The following is a 17167-nucleotide window of genomic DNA, read 5'->3' as shown; positions in this document are numbered from 1 at the left end:
ACCAATGCAAATTCAATGCCATGTAAATTTATCTATTTATTTCAATTAATTATATATGACATAGGGTTCACCACACATACACCAACAACGATAATGCACCAAAATAATGCATTCAGTTTTAACCGTTAAGTGCACGTCATAGCTGCTTTGTAGGTATAAATGCAACAACCTGACCCAACACTTGCACATCACGCAAATCTTCAGATTGTCGACAATAACAAAGTAAAGCACCGCAAAATATGCCGCTCACCCCCCAAAACACCGCACAAGAATCTACAAAATGTTGTGCAATCACCAAAAATCTTTGTTTTGTGATTGCTTGATGATTTGCATTCACGCTAAACTCTTCGCGTTTGTACAACAACGGAGGAGTCTTATATATGTTGGATAGATCTGCAAAGGCATATTGGGCAGCGAACGTTCGCTTGCTTTCTATTTGCCTTGTTATTTGGTTCGTGGTGTCGTTTGGCTTTGGTATTTTGTTGCTTGATCAACTCAATACCATCCAACTTGGCGGTTATAAACTTGGCTTCTGGTTCGCCCAGCAAGGTTCAATTTACGTATTCGTGGCTTTGATTTTCTTCTATGCATGGCGCATGGGGCAGATCGACCGCAAATTTGATGTTCACGAATAAGGGGAGAAATACATGACTGAACTTCAAATCTGGACTTATGCCCTCGTCGGCTTGAGCTTTGCCCTGTACTTCGGTATTGCATGGTGGGCGCGTGCTGGCTCTACCAGTGACTTCTACGTAGCGGGTGGTGGTATCGGCCCTATCCAAAACGGTATGGCGACAGCAGCGGACTGGATGTCAGCGGCTTCCTTCATCTCGATGGCGGGTATCATTGCTTTCAAAGGCTATGACGCTTCGGCTTACCTGATGGGTTGGACGGGTGGTTACGTACTGATGGCGATGCTGTTAGCACCGTATCTGCGTAAATTCGGTAAATTTACCGTACCTGAGTTCGTTGGCGACCGTTACTACTCCAAGACGGCGCGTATCGTGGCGGTTATCTGCTTGATCGTTATCTCCCTGACGTATGTAATCGGTCAGATGAAAGGCGTAGGCGTTACTTTCTCTCGCTTCCTGGGTGTTTCCATGGAAATGGGTCTGGTTGTCGGTATGATTATCGTGTTCTTCTATGCTGCTTTCGGCGGTATGAAAGGCATTACCTACACCCAAATTGCGCAATACGTTGTTTTGATCTTGGCTTACACCATTCCTGCCATCTTCATCTCCCTTAACCTGACTGGCAACCCCATCCCACAACTGGGCTTAGGCTCGACAATGGCGGATGGCAGTGGCATTTTCATGTTGGATAAACTGGATCAAGTCGTCACTGACCTAGGCTTTAAGGCATATACCACCCAAAACGACACTACCATCAACGTTTTCATGTTAACCATGACGCTGATGATCGGTACTGCGGGTTTGCCACACGTTATTATCCGTTTCTTCACGGTAGCTTCTGTTAAAGATGCACGTTCTTCTGCGGGTTGGGCATTGATCTTCATCGCTATCCTTTACACCACTGCACCAGCAGTTGGCGCAATGGCTCGCTTGAACTTGGTGAACACCATCCAAACCGGTGAAGTCGGCGCGGCTGATGGCAACTTGGCAATGGATGCACGTCCACAATGGATGGCAAACTGGGAAAAAACCGGCTTGATTTCATTCAAGGACAAGAATGGCGATGGCAAAATCCAGTACTACAACGACGGCGCACTGAGCAAAGCACAAGGTGCTGTTGGCGAAGCCGAAAAAGCGTTGAAAGAAGCACAGGGCAAAGGCGGCGATACAGCGAAAGCGCAAGAAGCGGTTGATAAAGCCAAAGCTGCGGCTGACGAAGCCATGACCAAATACATGAGTGACGAGAAGACCAAAAAATTTGCTGACTTCGGCTGGAAAGGTAACGAAGTCACCAAGGTTGACAACGACATCATGGTACTGGCTAACCCAGAAATCGCTGGCTTGCCTAACTGGGTTATCGCTCTGGTAGCAGCCGGTGGTATCGCGGCGGCACTGTCTACAGCGGCTGGTCTGTTGTTGGCTATCGCATCTTCCGTTTCTCATGACTTGATGAAAGGTATTTTCATGCCTAACATCTCTGAAAAAACCGAATTGATGGCTTCACGGGTTGCGATCACCGTCGCTATTATTCTGGCAGGCTACATGGGGATGAACCCACCGGGCTTTGCGGCAGAAGTTGTGGCCTTGGCGTTTGGTTTGGCGGCATCCTCCATCTTCCCTGTGTTGATGATGGGTATCTTCTCCAAGCGCATGAACACGGCGGGTGCTATCTCCGGGATGTTGGCGGGTATCGGCTTGACCCTGTTGTACATCTTCTGGTTCAAAGGCTGGTTCTTCATCAAAGGTACAGAAATGGCACCTAACGTTGCGGCTAACTGGTTCTTGGGTATCTCCCCTGAAGCGTTTGGTACAGTCGGTGCGATTGCGAACTTCGTGGTTGCGTTTGTTGTTTCCCGCTTCACGCCAGCGCCACCAGAGCATATTCAACACTTGGTTGAAGACGTTCGCGTACCACGTGGTGCGGGTGCTGCTACTCACTAAACCGACTCTCCACTCGGTTTGAGAAAAGGCTCCTTCGGGAGCCTTTTTTTATGACATAATCGTGCTGTTATGCAGCAAAAAAGTGTGATCAATACATGAAATCGACGTTCCCGTTAGCCTGTTTTACCGGACTTATGACGTTATTACTGCCCGCCCTCAGTTTCGCCAGTGGCAGCGGTGGCACTGAGGTTGTTAATCTGACTGGGACAGCGTTGGGTTTGACCGCCTTAATTCTGTTCATTTTTGCGTATGGTTTGGTGATTGGTGAAGAACACCTGCACATGCGTAAATCCAAACCCGTGATTGTCGCGGCAGGTATTATCTGGGTACTGGTTGCCATTGCTTACGGCAGTGCGGGCAGACAGGAGCAGATGACTGAAATTCTCAATCACAACCTGCTGGAATACGGGCAGTTGTTCCTATTCCTGCTTGCTGCGATGACCTATATCAACACGCTAGACGAACGTAATATGTTTGCGGCTTTACGGGGATGGCTGGTATCCAAAGGCTTTTCGCTCTACTGGATTTTCTGGATAACGGGTGTACTGGCATTCTTTATTTCACCCGTCGCCGATAACCTGACGACAGCATTACTAATGGCGGCGGTATTGGTTGCGGTAGCTTCCGACAGACCTAAATTCGTCGCAATGGGCTGCATCAATATAGTCGTGGCAGCCAATGCAGGCGGCGCATGGAGTCCGTTCGGTGACATAACCACCTTGATGGTTTGGCAAGCAGGCATAGTAAAGTTTCAAGAGTTTTTCGCGCTGTTTGTACCTTCCGTCCTCAACTGGTTTATACCTGCCCTGATCATGTCATTTTTCGTTGAAAAAGGTAAGCCAGCCGCGATGAACGATGTGGTGGAAATCAAACGGGGCGGTTTCATTGTGCTGGGTTTATTTATTGCCACCATTGCCACGGCTGTGACCTTCCACAACTCCCTGCACTTACCGCCGGTATTGGGCATGATGACCGGCTTAGGGGTACTGAAAATGTACGGTTGGTATTTAAAAATCAGCGATCACGACCCTCGTAATGACACGGAAGAAGAAAGCGTCGGGCGTTTTGATATTTTCAATCAACTGCAACGTTCCGAGTGGGACACGTTGATGTTCTTCTACGGTGTTATTCTGTGTGTCGGTGGCTTGGGAGCATTTGGCTACCTCGCACTGGTTTCCGAAGTACTGTATACCGATATGGGGGCGACGTGGGCAAACGTGATGATCGGCTTGCTATCAGCAGTGGTCGATAATATTCCGGTCATGTTTGCAGTCATTACCATGCACCCAGAAATGTCGCACGGGCAATGGTTGTTGGTGACGCTGACAGCGGGCGTGGGTGGTTCGTTGTTGTCTATCGGTTCAGCCGCTGGGGTCGCGCTGATGGGGCAAGCACGCGGGATTTACACGTTTATGTCACACTTGAAATGGACGTGGGCGGTGGCTCTCGGTTATGTCATTAGCATTTGGATCCATCTATGGATTAATGCCGCAGTGATGTGATGCTAGAGTCTACGTAAGCAAGATTACGGATAAACCGGCATACTGCTATGTGCTAACCTCCAAGACTCTACACCAGCAGCGAGGATGCACGAATGCCCAAGACCAAACCATCACTTACCGCCCAAGTCGTCATAGCCATGTTGCTTGGCATTGCCGTCGGCTTACTCCTCAATGTCAGCGGGTTAAATGCCGCTGGCAGTTTTGTGAATGAATACATCGTCAACGGTTTATTCCAAGCTGTCGGCACATTGTTCATCAATGCGCTGAAAATGCTGGTTGTACCGCTGGTATTGTTCTCACTGATTTGCGGCGTGTGCGGCATTGGCAACCTCAGCACCTTGGGGCGCGTCGGGGTGAAATCCTTCGGTTTGTATTTATTCACCACCGCGATAGCCGTCGCCACTGCCGTCATTTTCGCGCTGACCGCTGGCATTGGGCAAGGGATGCAAGCCAGTACCGATGCTGCTTTCACCGGCAGAGAAGCCCCGCCACTGCTGGACGTCTTCACCAACATCATCCCCACCAACCCGATTAATGCAATGGCAAACGGCGAAATGTTGCAGGTGATTTTCTTCGCGATTCTCGCCGGAATCAGCATCCTCATGGTCGGCAAAAAAGCCAAACCCCTGATTGAAGGCGCGGAACTCGCCAACGAAGTCATGATGAAAATGGTCAGCATTGTGATGGCAGCCGCCCCCTACGCCGTGTTCGCACTGATTGCCAAAGCAATGGCGGAACTGGGTTTTGAATTACTCAGCGTCCTTATTGGTTACGTGCTGGTGTTGGTCGCCGCACTCATGTTCCACCTGTTCGGCACACTGATGCTATTGTTGAAAGTACTTACGGGGCTTAACCCACTGCGCTTTATCAGCAAGATGCGTAATGTACAGGTCTTCGCTTTTAGCACTGCCAGTTCCAACGCCACCATTCCTGTCACCTTGCGTACTGTCACCGAACGCTTGGGGGTCAACAATTCCGTTGCTTCGTTCACCGTGCCGTTTGGCGCGACCATCAATATGGATGGCACGGCAATTATGCAAGGCGTGGCAACCGTGTTTATTGCGCATGTCTACGGTATTGACCTGAGTGTCAGCGATTACCTCGTGGTGATTGCCATGGCAGTATTGGCTTCGATTGGCACGGCAGGTGTGCCGGGCGTGGGGCTGATTATGCTGTCAATGGTGTTTGTGCAAGTCGGCTTGCCGGTAGAAGGTATCGGCTTGATTCTGGGCGTTGACCGCTTGCTGGATATGATTCGCACCGCTGTGAATGTGTCGGGCGATGCCACCGTATCGGTGATTGTGGCGAAAAGCGAAGGCAAGTTAGATACCAGCGTTTACAACGACCCAATGGCGGGCGTTACCACGAGTGACATTGTGCTGGATGCAGCCACCGAGCGTGAATTGGCGGAAGTGGTGGCAAGCACGCACGCCCGCAAGGATTAGCAATCTCACTTAGCCTTCAACATCAGATTGCGTTTCAATGCTCACTAAATACTGAAACAACTGGCTGTTGGGGATGGCGATAATCTTGCCATTCCCAAGCTCAATCAACGCATTTTGCGCCCGAATCTCGCGTAAAACACCGCTATATTCACCGAAGCCCAAGGTTTGCCCAGGTATAAAAGTCTCTCGCGCGTAAAACCCCGCAACCAAATTATGCGCCATCTCACGCCCCCCCAAACCGACGGCTAACGCAATCGCAAACCCCATTGACGCAATAATGGTGATCAACACGGTATACAACAATTGCGTATCCATGCCCATTTGCCCTAGCGCGACCACAATCGTAATCGCCACCGTCAAGCCATACACCAAACCGCCAATCGTGTTCGTCGAAGTTAATCCCAAACTGCCGCTACCCTGCACGGTATGCCGCAGAAAATTTGCCACCACAAACCCAAACACCACAATAATAATTGCCGCAATGATTTTAGGCAGAAATACCACAAAGCTTTCGGTTAACTGAGTCAGCTCCTTGACACCCAATAATTCAGTCGCGGGCATTAACGTGGCGAAAAATACCAGCCAAAATACCATCTTGCCGATCAAACGTGACGGTGTGCTTTTCACCCCGCCCTCCGACATCATGGCATCAACACCGGCATTGCGACTGAGCTTGTCGATGCCCATTTTGCGTAATACCGAGCCGGTAATCATCGCCAGCACAATCCCAATCACCAAACCAATCAATAGAATAATCAGCGCGGCGATGGCTTTGGGCAGAAAACCGATTAACAAATCCCATTGAGAAAACAGTGGCTCTAAGAGACGCTGATTAAATAATTCATCAAATTGGAGTAAATCACTAAAACGGGTGGGTTCATTAATATTAAAATTCATGCGAAGACTTCTCCAATCGAGAGCGAATAACAGTGCGTTTGCCAGCCATGATTGCCACAACCGCCGTGAACAATTGCACAAAGGTCAGCAGCAAAAAGCCAGCAAACTTGAATAAATCACGCAACGACAACTCGGCACGGGAGCGTTTCAGAATCCGCTCAATCCGCTGCGATGAAGTCGCCTTGCGCGTATTTGCGGCTTGCTGCCAGATGGCGCGTAATTCTTGTTCCAATTGTTCATTTGCATTCGGCATAGTGGCTCACTGACACAGTGTTTCGTAAAGTTTTTTAAATTGCTCCATTGCGCGGTAAAAGCGCATTTTGGTTGCGCTTAATTTGCTACCCAAGGTGTTGGCAATGTCCTCCAATGACAACTCGCCCATGAAACGCAAGTTGAGGATCTCACTTTCTGCCTCGCGCATCTCACCTAAGGTTTTTTGTACACAATCCTCCTCCTCGGAATGGCTGTAGGCATCCTGCGGGGTATGCTCATCGACCAACAAGCTATCAAACGCATTACCAGTCGCCTGATCACCCAAATCTGCCTCGTGAAGCCATTGTTTACGTTTCGCGGCGACCGTGTGGCATTGATTCATCGCTATCCGGTACAACCACGTTTTAAATTGCGCCCGCCCTTCAAATTGCGGCAAAGCATGGAATACCCGCATGAACACATCCTGCGTAACATCTTCGGCATCTGCCTCCGTACCCAAATAGCGACGGCACAAATTGAACACATAGCGCTCGTGACGCCGCACCACTTCGCTGAATGCATCCATGACATACGGTAGCTCATGGCGGCAACGTTCCAACAAATTGTCATCATCCAAGGCTTGTAAGGTGCTGTTCATCAATCCTCCAGCATGATAGTGACTCACCAACTGCTCAGAAAGTCACACACGTTTCCCAACATTGCTATCACAAAAATTTTTACGAAAAAGTTGTGACTTTTCTGCAACTGATGCAGTCCCACCCAACAGTGAAGCAGTGGAAACTAGCACAAGCCTTAGCTGTGGAACAATTTTTAAATGATTTTTGAATCAGTTTATGGAGAAGATAACATGGAAAAACATGCACTAAACTTGAGCGTTGTCGCTGCGCTTATGAGCATCAGCGCAACTATTACTGCGGAAGAAGTCACCCTGTTTGACTACACCGAACCGACCAGTGCTTACGAAGATGCCTACGTATCCGGTCGCCTCAATATCAACAGTGGCAATCAAGCGCAAACCAGCCATGACTTAAATGTCGACCTAAATTATGACCGTGTGTTCAGCTCACCCGATCGTGACATCACCATTGGCGGTGACTTGCAAGGCTCTTCCAAACGTGGCGGCAGTGCCGGTGACAGCACCCAAGACAATTACATTGGCACTGCAAAAGCAGGCATGAATACCTATTTCCAACCCGGCAGCAATACCGCATTCTGGTATACCGACGGTGAATTAGGCATCAAAAAAGGTGCAGATGATCCGCGTTTAAAAACCGGTGTTGGTGTGGGTTACGGGCGGGTCGTGAACGTTACCCCAATGGCACAAGCATTACGCTTGGTAGAAGCTTTACGTGATAAGAACATTCTCACTGGCAACTTAAATAAAGCGCAATACAATCAAATTGCCAATATTATCGCCAAAGAAAGCGAATACCGTGCCAAATACGGTGCAGCGGATTATCAGCAAACATGGGTTGCGGATATGGAAGCCGTTTTGAAAGCATCCGGTAAAACCCGTGGTGATTTAGGGGCAGCAGGCATCCTCAAAGCCTATGATGTGCTGGTCAATGAACGTATTTCTACCCGTAAACACGGCTGGGTGGCCAAGGCGGGTTTAAGCGCAGTCGTCAAAGATTATGACGGTGACAGCGGCAAACCTGCCTTGGATTTAGGCTATGAATACCACAAGCCACTGAGCAATCGCACCCAGTTTTCCAATGAAGCCAGCGCGTCTGCCATTCTCAAAGACAGCGACAAAAGCTACAACCTCAAAAACACCATGAGCTTAAACCATGAAGTGTCTGACCGTGTGGACTGGTTAAACAGTTGGGCATTGGACTTTGACCACAATGACACCACAGGGCGTGATACTACGACCAATGCGGCTACCTCCACTTACCGTTACTACATCAGCAACAAGCTGGCGTTTGACACCTCAGCAGCACTCACTAAAGTGGATGACGAAATCAGCGGCAACGGCAATGATGAAATCGACAAGTCACTGTTCATGGGCGTGACTTACCGCTTGAAATAAGCGCACTGTCTGATTCGATCTTGTTCACCTGACGTAGTGTTTATCCTGTCTTAAAACACCCGTCGACTTTTGGGGGAGCTTAGGCTTCCTCATTTTTTACAGCAGCAAAGCGTGTCAATTAATCCTTGATCAATTCAGCAAAGCATTCTGGGGCGATACTGCGTAAATGCAAATCGCGCTGCGGGTAAGGGATCTCAATGCCATGCTCACGGAATTTTTCCCAAATCCGCACCATCACCGCACTTTTCACATTCGCACAACCGTTCATCGGGTCACTGACCCAAATACGTTGCTCCAAGTCCACCGAATTGTCGCCAAAGCCTTTCAACAAGCAGACTGGTGTAGGCGATTTCAGCACTCTGGGGGTTTCTTGTGCGGCTTCGATACACAACGCCATCGCCTTTTTAACATCGGTTTGGTAATGTACCCCGACAGGAATCTTCAAGCGCACATTGGTGTCACTGTACGACCAGTTTTCCACCTGGTGATTGATTAACTCATCATTGGGAATCAAATACTCAATGCCATCGCGGGTAATCATAGACACATACCGCGCACTCAGGCTATTCACGCGCCCGTATCGCCCGCTGTAAACAATGGTATCCCCCGGTTTGATCGACTTATCCATGAGCAAAATAATGCCCGCAATCAAGTTGGAAAAGACCTTCTGCAAGCCCAAACCGATCCCAACCGCAATCGCCCCACCGAATACCGCAAAGGTGGTTAAATTTACTCCGACTGCATTTAAACCAAAAAGAAACGCCAGCATCAGCAAAGCGAATTTGGAAACCTTCGCCAGCAATGCCTGCGCGGACACACTCAAATTCGGATTGTTTTGCAGGGTGCGTTCAATCATGCTCGCCACGACCAACGCCAGCCACACAAACACCGCCACCGATAGCGTCGAGGTAATAATGTCATACAAACTGAGGGAGTCTTTTTCTATCCCGATTTTTATGCTTTCCAACCATTCGACCACCTTGGGCAAATAACCCAGCATGGCTAACGCGGTTACGCCCCAAATAAAGGTCGCCACCGAACGGCTAACCGTTGGATTACTGATAAAAGCCGATGCCAAGCGAATCAATGCCCAAGCAATTGCCAGATTATTCACCGTGGTAATAATCAGGTGTGGCTTTACCAACAATTCGTAAACCACAATCAGAAAACTGGTCCACAACACCAGTAACAACGGAAACGCCAAGCGTCGCAGCAAGCGATACAGCAAATTTTGCAGCCGGAATTGCTCAACCGTCTGCGCCGGAAAGCGACGACGCACCCATTGACTCGCATACACCGCCAACACCAACCCAAGGATCGCCAAACCGTACTGCACGATGCGCTCCAGGGTGAACACATGCGTAATCACCCAATCCTGCACTGTACCGGTTTCAATCAGGTCTTTACTGGTTTCGAGCAATTCCTTGCTGGTTTCTATCAAATCTTTGTCTTTTGGATCAGCCACAGCGCCCCCACTAATTCCCAATCAATTCGGCAAGGCATTCCGGCGCGGTGCTGCGTAATAAATTCACCACCCGCGTCTGCGCTACCTGATGCGTTTGTTCCCCATTGTATAGCACCACACCATTTGGCAAACAGTCGGGGGAATCTGCCCGAAAGGTTTGAATTCCCTTGAGAAATGCAGTGGAAAACGTGGCAGACGATTTGATTTCCACTGGCAATAACCCCTGACGCTGCCGAATCAGCAAATCCACCTCATTGCCCTGCGAATCGCGGTAAAAATACAAATCCGGGCGTAATCCACGGTTCAAATGCGCTTTGAGAATTTCCAGAATCATCAGATTTTCATACAAATTGCCGCGTAATGGGTCACGTGCCACCTGTTCCGCTGACTGAATACCCAATAAAAATGCCGCCAACCCCGTATCCGTAAAATATAACTTAGGCGATTTAATCACGCGCTTGCGGATATTGGCAAAAAACGGCGGCAATTCAAACAGAATATACGAAGCCTTTAACACGCTAACCCAATGCTGGATAGTGGTGGATGACACGCCCACGTCATTACCGAGTGACGTGTAATTCACCACTTGCCCGACTCGCCCCGCCAACAGCACTAAAAATTGCTGAAAGCGGCTCAAATCCTTGATGTTTAAGATAGCTCGAACATCGCGTTCCACATAAGTCTGCACATAGCCATTAAAGAAACGGTTAGGCTGCAATTGCTGACTGTGTAAGCGCGGAAATGCGCCTTGATAAATCAGCTCGAAAACATTCAACTCCGCCCGCGCTTGGCGAATTTCTTCCAACGTCAGCGGCAACAAGGTGAGCAAAGCGGTGCGCCCCGCCAAAGACTGACTAACCGCTGTATGCAAATCCGGCTGGTGACTGCCAGTCAGGATAAACATGCCCGGTCGCGGTGTCTTATCCACAATGCCTTGCAAATAAGAGAGCAGCATCGGCAAACGTTGGATTTCATCCAGAATTGCACCATCAGGCATCTGTGCCAAAAAGCCACGTGGGTCAGCTTCAGCGGCAAGACGGGTATCCGGGTCTTCCAGCAAAAAGTAAGGTTTGTCAGGAAAGCATTGCTGAGCCAACACCGTCTTACCGGACTGACGTGGCCCAAAAAGCGTGACAACGGGGTATTCGCGGCTGCTTTCCAGTAATTCTGGCGTAATGTCACGCTTGATCATGGGCATATTTCAACACAATAAATACTTTAAAGACAGTAGCTTAATGCCATTATTTGCAAATCTCAAGTTTAATTTGAAATTTGCAATATCCATTGATTGAATAATTTGCACACAGCATAACCCTGCTCAATGTGGTAACATCAAACGCAAATTCGTAATGCACCATTTCCGTGTACCGGCGCACAACATTACTTTTATCCGGTTTGGCGCGTACTGCGCGTGGCCCCTCCATGAGCGCCAGCCCCGGCAAAATAGAGATTCAAGGTGTGGCGGAAATTCGCGGCGAAAAAGTATTCGTGTTACGGTTTATTCAAGGACGCAATCCTCAGTGGGTGCAAAAGCCATTTTTTGCCAAATACGATGAACAGGCGACTTGGTTAAATCATCTCAAGCCTGCGTTTGGCGCAAAGCAGTTTTTCTACGAGGCAGAATACGCCGACATGATTGCGCACCGTCAGGAAATTCTCACCGAGCTGGAAGGAGAGTGCTAAATCCATGACCCCAGATGACCATCAACCGTATATTGTTCTGCTAAGTATTCACGGTCTGATTCGCGGGCATAACCTCGAATTAGGGCGCGATGCGGATACTGGCGGACAAACCAAATACCTGGTGGAGCTGGCGCGTGCTTTGGGTGCGAATGCGTGGGTGGGCAGGGTTGACCTGCTCACCCGCCGCGTTGATGACCCGACAGTGAGTGCCGATTATGCTCAACCTCGCGAAACACTCAGTGATAATGTCCAAATCGTGCGCATTGACTGCGGCGAAGCGGGCTGTATTCCCAAAGAACAACTCTGGGATTCGCTCGACAGCTTTGCCGATTCCACCCTGGAATACCTCAAACAGCAACCGCGCTTGCCTGACATCCTCCACAGCCATTACGCCGATGCCGGTTATGTCGGGGTACGCCTTGCCAGTTTACTTGGGATTCCACTGGTGCATACCGGGCATTCCTTGGGGCACAGCAAACGCCGTCAGTTACTCGCCGCCGGTCACAGCAAGGAAGCCCTCGAAACCCGTTACCACATTACCCGCCGTATTGAAGCCGAAGAAACCACCCTCGGTGTCGCCGAACGGGTCATCACCAGCACCCAACAGGAAGTGCAGGAACAATATGCCCTGTATGACCACTACCGCCCCGAACACATGCGGGTGATTCCGCCGGGAACAGACTTACAGCAATTTTACCCGCCGCAAGCCGACTCACCCGCAAGCCCGATGCAGGCTGAACTGGCACGTTTCCTGACGCAGCCAGACAAACCCATGATTCTGGCACTGTCACGCCCTGACCCACGCAAGAATATTGTGGAATTGGTGAGTGCCTACGGCGAATCCCCCGAACTTCAGCAATTGGCGAATTTGGTAATTGTGGCAGGCAACCGTGATGACATCCACGATCTTGACAGCGGAGCGCAGGAAGTTCTCAGCGACATTTTACTCACGGTTGACCAATACGATTTGTATGGCAAAGTCGCCTACCCCAAACACCATCAAGCCCACGATGTGCCGGATTTGTACCGGCTGGCGGCTGCCAGCAAAGGCGTATTCATCAACCGTTATTCTGAACCTATACAAACCTACTCATGATAGATTTATTGTCAGATTTCTGCTTCATCGAGGCTGCCCAGAGGAACGGCTTGGTTATTGCCATTAAAACTCCCACAGTGGGGGGCTTTACGCTGATGAGGCGACCGCTTGCTCCCCCAGGTCTCACGACCTCTCCACAGACTTTACATCCGGCGTAACTCGCCGTAGGTGATTGTGCCAAAGCAACCGGACTTACCTCTCAAAACAGGTTCGAGAAAACCGTCAATCACCCCAATAATCTAGTAGATAGTGCGCTATTTCTCCACATTGATAACGACAAAGTTACCCATTTTGATGATATTTGGATAATTAGGTACAACTCTCATACTAACTGTTATTAACCTCATCCCGCAAGCCGCCGACACCGAGGCGCAAATCCAGCAGTTGTTTGCTGATTCAGCATTGCAATACCTGATTCTCACCCAAGGCGCAGCGGGGGCAATGGCAATCGCTGCCAGTGGGGAACGCTGGCACGTTGCGCCGGAACACACCACCCACGTCGTCGATACCGTTGGTGCGGGCGATGCTTTCAGCAGCGTGGTGCTGTTGGGCTTGTTAAACGGCTGGGGAATGGCGCAAACTGTGCAACGCGCCCAACAATTTGCCAGTGCGGTGGTGGGTTTGCGTGGGGCAACAACCCGTTCGATGGCGTTTTACCAGCCGTTTATTGACGCATGGCAATTGCATAAAGCTTGATTAAGTCACTTGGTATTATCGGGTGGTGTGATATGGATGTGCTGCTACCAGACCGCTATACTGAGAGCAACTCTTGAGGACTCACCAACAGGAAACCGTGTTATGTCAATCGCAGAAATACTACCCAGTGTGATTTCCCTGCCCCATGCCGATAAATTCCGACTCGTACAATTATTGCTGGAACAATTGGCAAAAGAAGACGGCATTGCCTTGCAGTCGCCGCCAGATCCCCAACCGTTCAACCCTCGCCAGTTTTTCGGGGTTGCCCACAGTTCCCGGCAGGAAGTGGATGCTTATCTGGCAGATATGCGCGAAGGGTGGCAATGATGCCATCTTTGCTTGATACCAATATCATCATTTATTACTTCAACGGCATGACGGACGATGAAGGGATTCACACATTGTTGGCAACCAGCTTCAATATTTCCATCATCACCAAGATTGAGTTTCTGGGCTGGAGTCGCTTTGCTACGGATGCCGAACTGTACGAAAAAGCCAAAACCTTTATCAGCAAAGCCAGAGTCTTGGGCTTAAGTGATGAAATCGCAGAAAAAACCATTTCGCTGCGTCAGCAATTCAAAACCAAGACACCTGACGCCATCATTGCAGCGACCGCGTTAGTGAATGGGATGAGCGTTGCAACCAACAATAGTGATGATTTCAAACGATTAGGCGTAGGAACGGTTTCTATCGCGGTAAAATCAAAACCAGCAGCGTAAATAGCCCGCGAAGGATTCACCATGTACGAACAAGTCTCCCATTCTCTGCTCAATGACATTCTGATTGAGCTTGACCCCAGCATTAAAGGCGAAGGCTTGCGGCACTTTTACACCCGCTTGGGGGCAAATTTTTACGCGATACATTCGTTGTTTACCGTGCTGTATGGCAAACGCGACGATTACCGCGCCCAGATGCAGTGCTTGGTGGAAACGATGGCACGGCAATACGTTTTGCGCCCTAAGGAACTGTCCCGAAATAACTTCCCGAAATCAGGGGGACTGAGGGGTAGCGGTGTAGTTCCATTTTGGCAGGAAATCATCGAACTGGATGGTCATGTTATCCTTAAACGCTTGGGTATACTTGCGCCCGGTTTCAAAAACTTTACTGATGATGCGGACAGCGACCTTCAAGCCAGTGGTGGTTTCCGTTTTTGCCATGTAGTGTTTGGCGGTTTCGACCGTTTCCAACGGCACACCCCGGCAGGCACGGGTCACATGGGGGAACAGTCGGTGTTCAATCGGGTTGTATTTGGAGCAATAGGGCGGGTAGTGGGCGATGCGTATTGTCAGGTTCAGGCTGTCCGCCAATGCCTGCAAGTCTTGCTTGAACAGGTACGCAGAGGAACTGTTGCTGCCACCACCGTCACATAAGACCAACAGCTCGTCAGCTTCGGGGTAGTTGGGTTTCCCTTGCTCACGCCACCATAAGCCAAGGCTTTCGCAGGCAAACTCGGTGGTGTCGTGGCTGGTGTTCAGGTGCAGTGCCGCTTCGTTGCGGGCAAGGTCGTAGATGCCGTGGGGGATCACCTGACCATTGCCATAGCTGGGGAAGTCATGGTCATTGACCTCCGTGGGTTCGACGGCATCCGTTACCCCTTCACGGTAAAAGTTGCCCAGCAGTTCCTTCTTTTTGGTGTCAATGCTGATCACGGGTTTGCCTGCTTGCAGGTAGGTTTGTTTGAGTTGGGCAATCTTTTCAAACTGGGCATTACGGTCAGCGTGTTGCCCCATGGTGCGTTTCTTCTGGGGCTTGCGGCGGCGGTAGCCGTGCTCCCGTAATAGGCGCGACACCACGTTTTTCCCAGCCGATGTCCCCAATGCCTGCATCCGCCGGGCAATCTGCCGACGTGACAGGTTCGTCCATTTCACCGCCTCCCGCATGGGGTCGCCTGCCGTATGATCCTTTAAAACTTGGCGAAAATGCTCATCCAATTGCAGGTGCGTAGCGTTCAGCCGTTTGCGCCCGCCCCTTTTTTTCGCTGCCTTACGGTGGGCAAGCCATCTTCCGATTCCAACTCCGTCAACCCGTGGCGGATGGTTTTGGGGTCACAGTCCAATAACCGGGAAATGTAGTCCTGCCCCCCGTGCCCAAGCCGGACGGCTTCCACGGCGGCGTAGCGGCGGCGGTCACGCTCATTGAGCGATTGGTAGAACCGCTGCATTTGTTTTTCTATGGCTGATGGGTAAACATCCATTGGCTCATCCTCGGTGTTGATTGGCATTACAAGGGGCTATCTTCCCCCTTTCGCTGTTAGCAGAAAAGAGGGAAGTTATTTCGGGACAGTTCCTAACCACTTGCGCGAATCCGATCTGGAACGTGAAAAAGACCATAACTGGTTTTTAAGCCAACAATGGGTCGGCATGGCACTTTACGCCGATGGCTTCGCTCAAAACCTTCCCGATTTGACGGAACGGGTGCATTACTTTCAGGAATTGGGAGTCAACATGGTGCATCTAATGCCCATGATGCAATGCCCACGCGGGGCAAGTGACGGCGGCTATGCGATCAGCGATTTCCGTCAGATTGACAGCCGCTTGGGGTCATTGGCAGATTTGCAAACGCTGGCAGACGAGTTGCGCAAACGCGGCATCTTGTTGACGCTGGACGTAGTGTTAAACCACACCTCCAACGAACACGAATGGGCGCAACAAGCCAAAGCAAGTTGCCCTTCGCATCAGGATTACTACTACATCTTCGATAACCGCGAAGTGCCGGATATGTTTGAGCGCACCATGCCAGAAATTTTCCCGGAAACCTCCCCCGGAAACTTCACCTGGGATGAGGACATGGGCAAGTGGGTAATGACAGTCTTCAACAGCTACCAATGGGATTTGAATTACAGCAACCCCGCCGTTTTCATTGAGATGCTCGACATTATTTTGTATTGGGCAAATCACGGCGTGGATATTCTGCGGCTGGATGCGGTAGCGTTTCTGTGGAAAAAAATTGGGAGCATTTGCCAGAATGAGCGCGAAGCCTATTTGTTGTTGCAACTGTTCAAGGATTGCTGCCAAGTGACTGCCCCCGGTGTGCTGTTCATTGCCGAAGCCATTGTTGCGCCGGTAGAAATCATCAAGTATTTCGGCGAGGATGCGATTAACGCCAAGGAATGTGAAATTGCTTATAACGCGACCTTCATGGCGTTATTGTGGGATGCGGTCGCCACCAAAAATGCCAATCGACTGGAATAAAGCTGATTTGCGCAATACCCCCGGCACGCTGGAATTCCGTCTGTTCACTGCCTTGAAGAAACTCATCGCTATTCGCAAAGAAGTTCCGGCATTCGCCGATTTTAATAACCGCGAATTACTGGATGTGGGCAACCCGCACTTGTTTGTATTTGCGCGGTTCGATATTCACCAGCCGATGAATAAAGTGCTGGTAGTGGCAAACTTTGATGCCAACCCGCAACACCTGAATCTGGAGGATTTGGGGCGCAAGGCGTTTTTCCGCCATGCCAGCGTGCGTGATTTGTATTCGGGGGAACGCCCTGCCATGTTCAAGGAGGAGTTGGTGATTCCGCCGTTGCAGTTTTATTGGTTAAGCGATCAATGAGTTGTCTCTT

At 50.0% G+C, this 17167-nt stretch carries 18 protein-coding genes and 2 pseudogenes; 12 read left to right on the top strand and 8 right to left on the bottom strand.

What is annotated here, in order from left to right; genetic code table 11:
* Positions 1 to 136: 136 nt before the first annotated feature.
* Positions 137 to 337, bottom strand: a complete 201-nt coding sequence (locus QJT81_05305; GenBank protein WGZ95403.1) for a hypothetical protein — start codon at positions 335 to 337, stop codon at positions 137 to 139.
* A gap of 43 nt (positions 338 to 380) precedes the next feature.
* On the opposite strand from QJT81_05305, the gene QJT81_05300 reads away from it, so the two are divergent.
* The 4 genes from QJT81_05300 (at position 381) to QJT81_05285 (ending at position 5520) form a co-directional block, all read left to right on the top strand.
* Positions 381 to 635, top strand: coding sequence for a DUF4212 domain-containing protein (locus QJT81_05300; protein ID WGZ95402.1), 255 nt, complete (start codon positions 381 to 383; stop codon positions 633 to 635).
* Positions 636 to 647: 12 nt separating this feature from the next.
* A complete protein-coding gene (locus QJT81_05295; protein WGZ95401.1) occupies positions 648 to 2573 on the top strand; it encodes a cation acetate symporter in 1926 nt (641 codons plus the stop codon).
* A gap of 95 nt (positions 2574 to 2668) precedes the next feature.
* A complete protein-coding gene (gene nhaD / locus QJT81_05290) occupies positions 2669 to 4075 on the top strand; it encodes a sodium:proton antiporter NhaD (protein WGZ95400.1) in 1407 nt (468 codons plus the stop codon).
* A 92-nt stretch (positions 4076 to 4167) separates the two neighbouring features.
* Positions 4168 to 5520 (top strand): dicarboxylate/amino acid:cation symporter, encoded by a 1353-nt coding sequence (locus tag QJT81_05285; GenBank protein ID WGZ95399.1) that lies wholly within the window; start codon positions 4168 to 4170, stop codon positions 5518 to 5520.
* A gap of 9 nt (positions 5521 to 5529) precedes the next feature.
* On the opposite strand, the gene QJT81_05280 is transcribed toward QJT81_05285, so the two are convergent.
* Genes QJT81_05280 through QJT81_05270 form a run of 3 tightly spaced genes read right to left on the bottom strand, consistent with a single transcriptional unit; the run spans position 5530 to position 7267 of the window.
* Positions 5530 to 6417, bottom strand: coding sequence for a mechanosensitive ion channel (locus QJT81_05280; protein WGZ95398.1), 888 nt, complete (start codon positions 6415 to 6417; stop codon positions 5530 to 5532).
* A complete protein-coding gene (locus QJT81_05275; GenBank protein WGZ95397.1) occupies positions 6407 to 6670 on the bottom strand; it encodes a hypothetical protein in 264 nt (87 codons plus the stop codon). Before QJT81_05275 ends, QJT81_05280 begins: the two co-directional genes overlap by 11 nt.
* 6 nt (positions 6671 to 6676) lie before the next feature.
* A complete protein-coding gene (locus QJT81_05270) occupies positions 6677 to 7267 on the bottom strand; it encodes a sigma-70 family RNA polymerase sigma factor (GenBank protein ID WGZ95396.1) in 591 nt (196 codons plus the stop codon).
* A gap of 210 nt (positions 7268 to 7477) precedes the next feature.
* On the opposite strand from QJT81_05270, the gene QJT81_05265 reads away from it, so the two are divergent.
* Entirely contained in the window at positions 7478 to 8662 is a 1185-nt protein-coding gene (locus QJT81_05265) for a DUF481 domain-containing protein (protein ID WGZ95395.1), read from the top strand.
* A gap of 118 nt (positions 8663 to 8780) precedes the next feature.
* On the opposite strand, the gene QJT81_05260 is transcribed toward QJT81_05265, so the two are convergent.
* Positions 8781 to 10127, bottom strand: coding sequence for a mechanosensitive ion channel (locus tag QJT81_05260; GenBank protein WGZ95394.1), 1347 nt, complete (start codon positions 10125 to 10127; stop codon positions 8781 to 8783).
* Positions 10128 to 10137: 10 nt separating this feature from the next.
* Positions 10138 to 11319: an ATP-binding protein gene (locus tag QJT81_05255; protein WGZ95393.1), complete on the bottom strand. Its 1182-nt coding sequence runs from the start codon at positions 11317 to 11319 to the stop codon at positions 10138 to 10140.
* Positions 11320 to 11489: 170 nt separating this feature from the next.
* Here QJT81_05255 and QJT81_05250 point away from each other — a divergent pair, with 170 nt between their 5' ends.
* The 6 genes and pseudogenes from QJT81_05250 (at position 11490) to QJT81_05225 (ending at position 14570) form a co-directional block, all read left to right on the top strand.
* Positions 11490 to 11810 (top strand): hypothetical protein, encoded by a 321-nt coding sequence (locus QJT81_05250; GenBank protein WGZ95392.1) that lies wholly within the window; start codon positions 11490 to 11492, stop codon positions 11808 to 11810.
* Between the two features lie 4 nt (positions 11811 to 11814).
* Entirely contained in the window at positions 11815 to 12906 is a 1092-nt protein-coding gene (locus QJT81_05245; GenBank protein ID WGZ95391.1) for a glycosyltransferase, read from the top strand.
* Positions 12907 to 13290: 384 nt separating this feature from the next.
* Positions 13291 to 13602, top strand: coding sequence for a PfkB family carbohydrate kinase (locus QJT81_05240; GenBank protein WGZ95390.1), 312 nt, complete (start codon positions 13291 to 13293; stop codon positions 13600 to 13602).
* 102 nt (positions 13603 to 13704) lie between these two features.
* Positions 13705 to 13929 (top strand): hypothetical protein, encoded by a 225-nt coding sequence (locus QJT81_05235; protein ID WGZ95389.1) that lies wholly within the window; start codon positions 13705 to 13707, stop codon positions 13927 to 13929.
* Positions 13929 to 14321, top strand: a complete 393-nt coding sequence (locus QJT81_05230; GenBank protein ID WGZ95388.1) for a type II toxin-antitoxin system VapC family toxin — start codon at positions 13929 to 13931, stop codon at positions 14319 to 14321. Before QJT81_05235 ends, QJT81_05230 begins: the two co-directional genes overlap by 1 nt.
* Positions 14322 to 14342: 21 nt before the next feature.
* Positions 14343 to 14570 (top strand): annotated as a pseudogene (locus tag QJT81_05225) (alpha-amylase).
* Between the two features lie 21 nt (positions 14571 to 14591).
* Here the strand turns inward: QJT81_05225 and QJT81_05220 are convergent.
* The gene (locus QJT81_05220; protein WGZ95387.1) at positions 14592 to 15533 is read right to left on the bottom strand and encodes an ISAzo13 family transposase; all 942 of its coding nucleotides are present in this window, start codon (positions 15531 to 15533) and stop codon (positions 14592 to 14594) included.
* Positions 15534 to 15550: 17 nt separating this feature from the next.
* On the bottom strand, positions 15551 to 15823 hold the full coding sequence (locus tag QJT81_05215; protein ID WGZ95386.1) for a hypothetical protein: 273 nt from the start codon (positions 15821 to 15823) through the stop codon (positions 15551 to 15553).
* 73 nt (positions 15824 to 15896) lie between these two features.
* On the opposite strand from QJT81_05215, the pseudogene QJT81_05210 reads away from it, so the two are divergent.
* Positions 15897 to 17157: pseudogene (locus QJT81_05210) on the top strand (alpha-amylase family glycosyl hydrolase).
* Positions 17158 to 17167 lie beyond the last annotated feature (10 nt).

Source organism: Candidatus Thiothrix putei, from assembly GCA_029972225.1.
Classification (GTDB): Bacteria; Pseudomonadota; Gammaproteobacteria; order Thiotrichales; family Thiotrichaceae; genus Thiothrix; species Thiothrix putei.
This window is presented reverse-complemented; position numbering and strand designations above follow the sequence as displayed.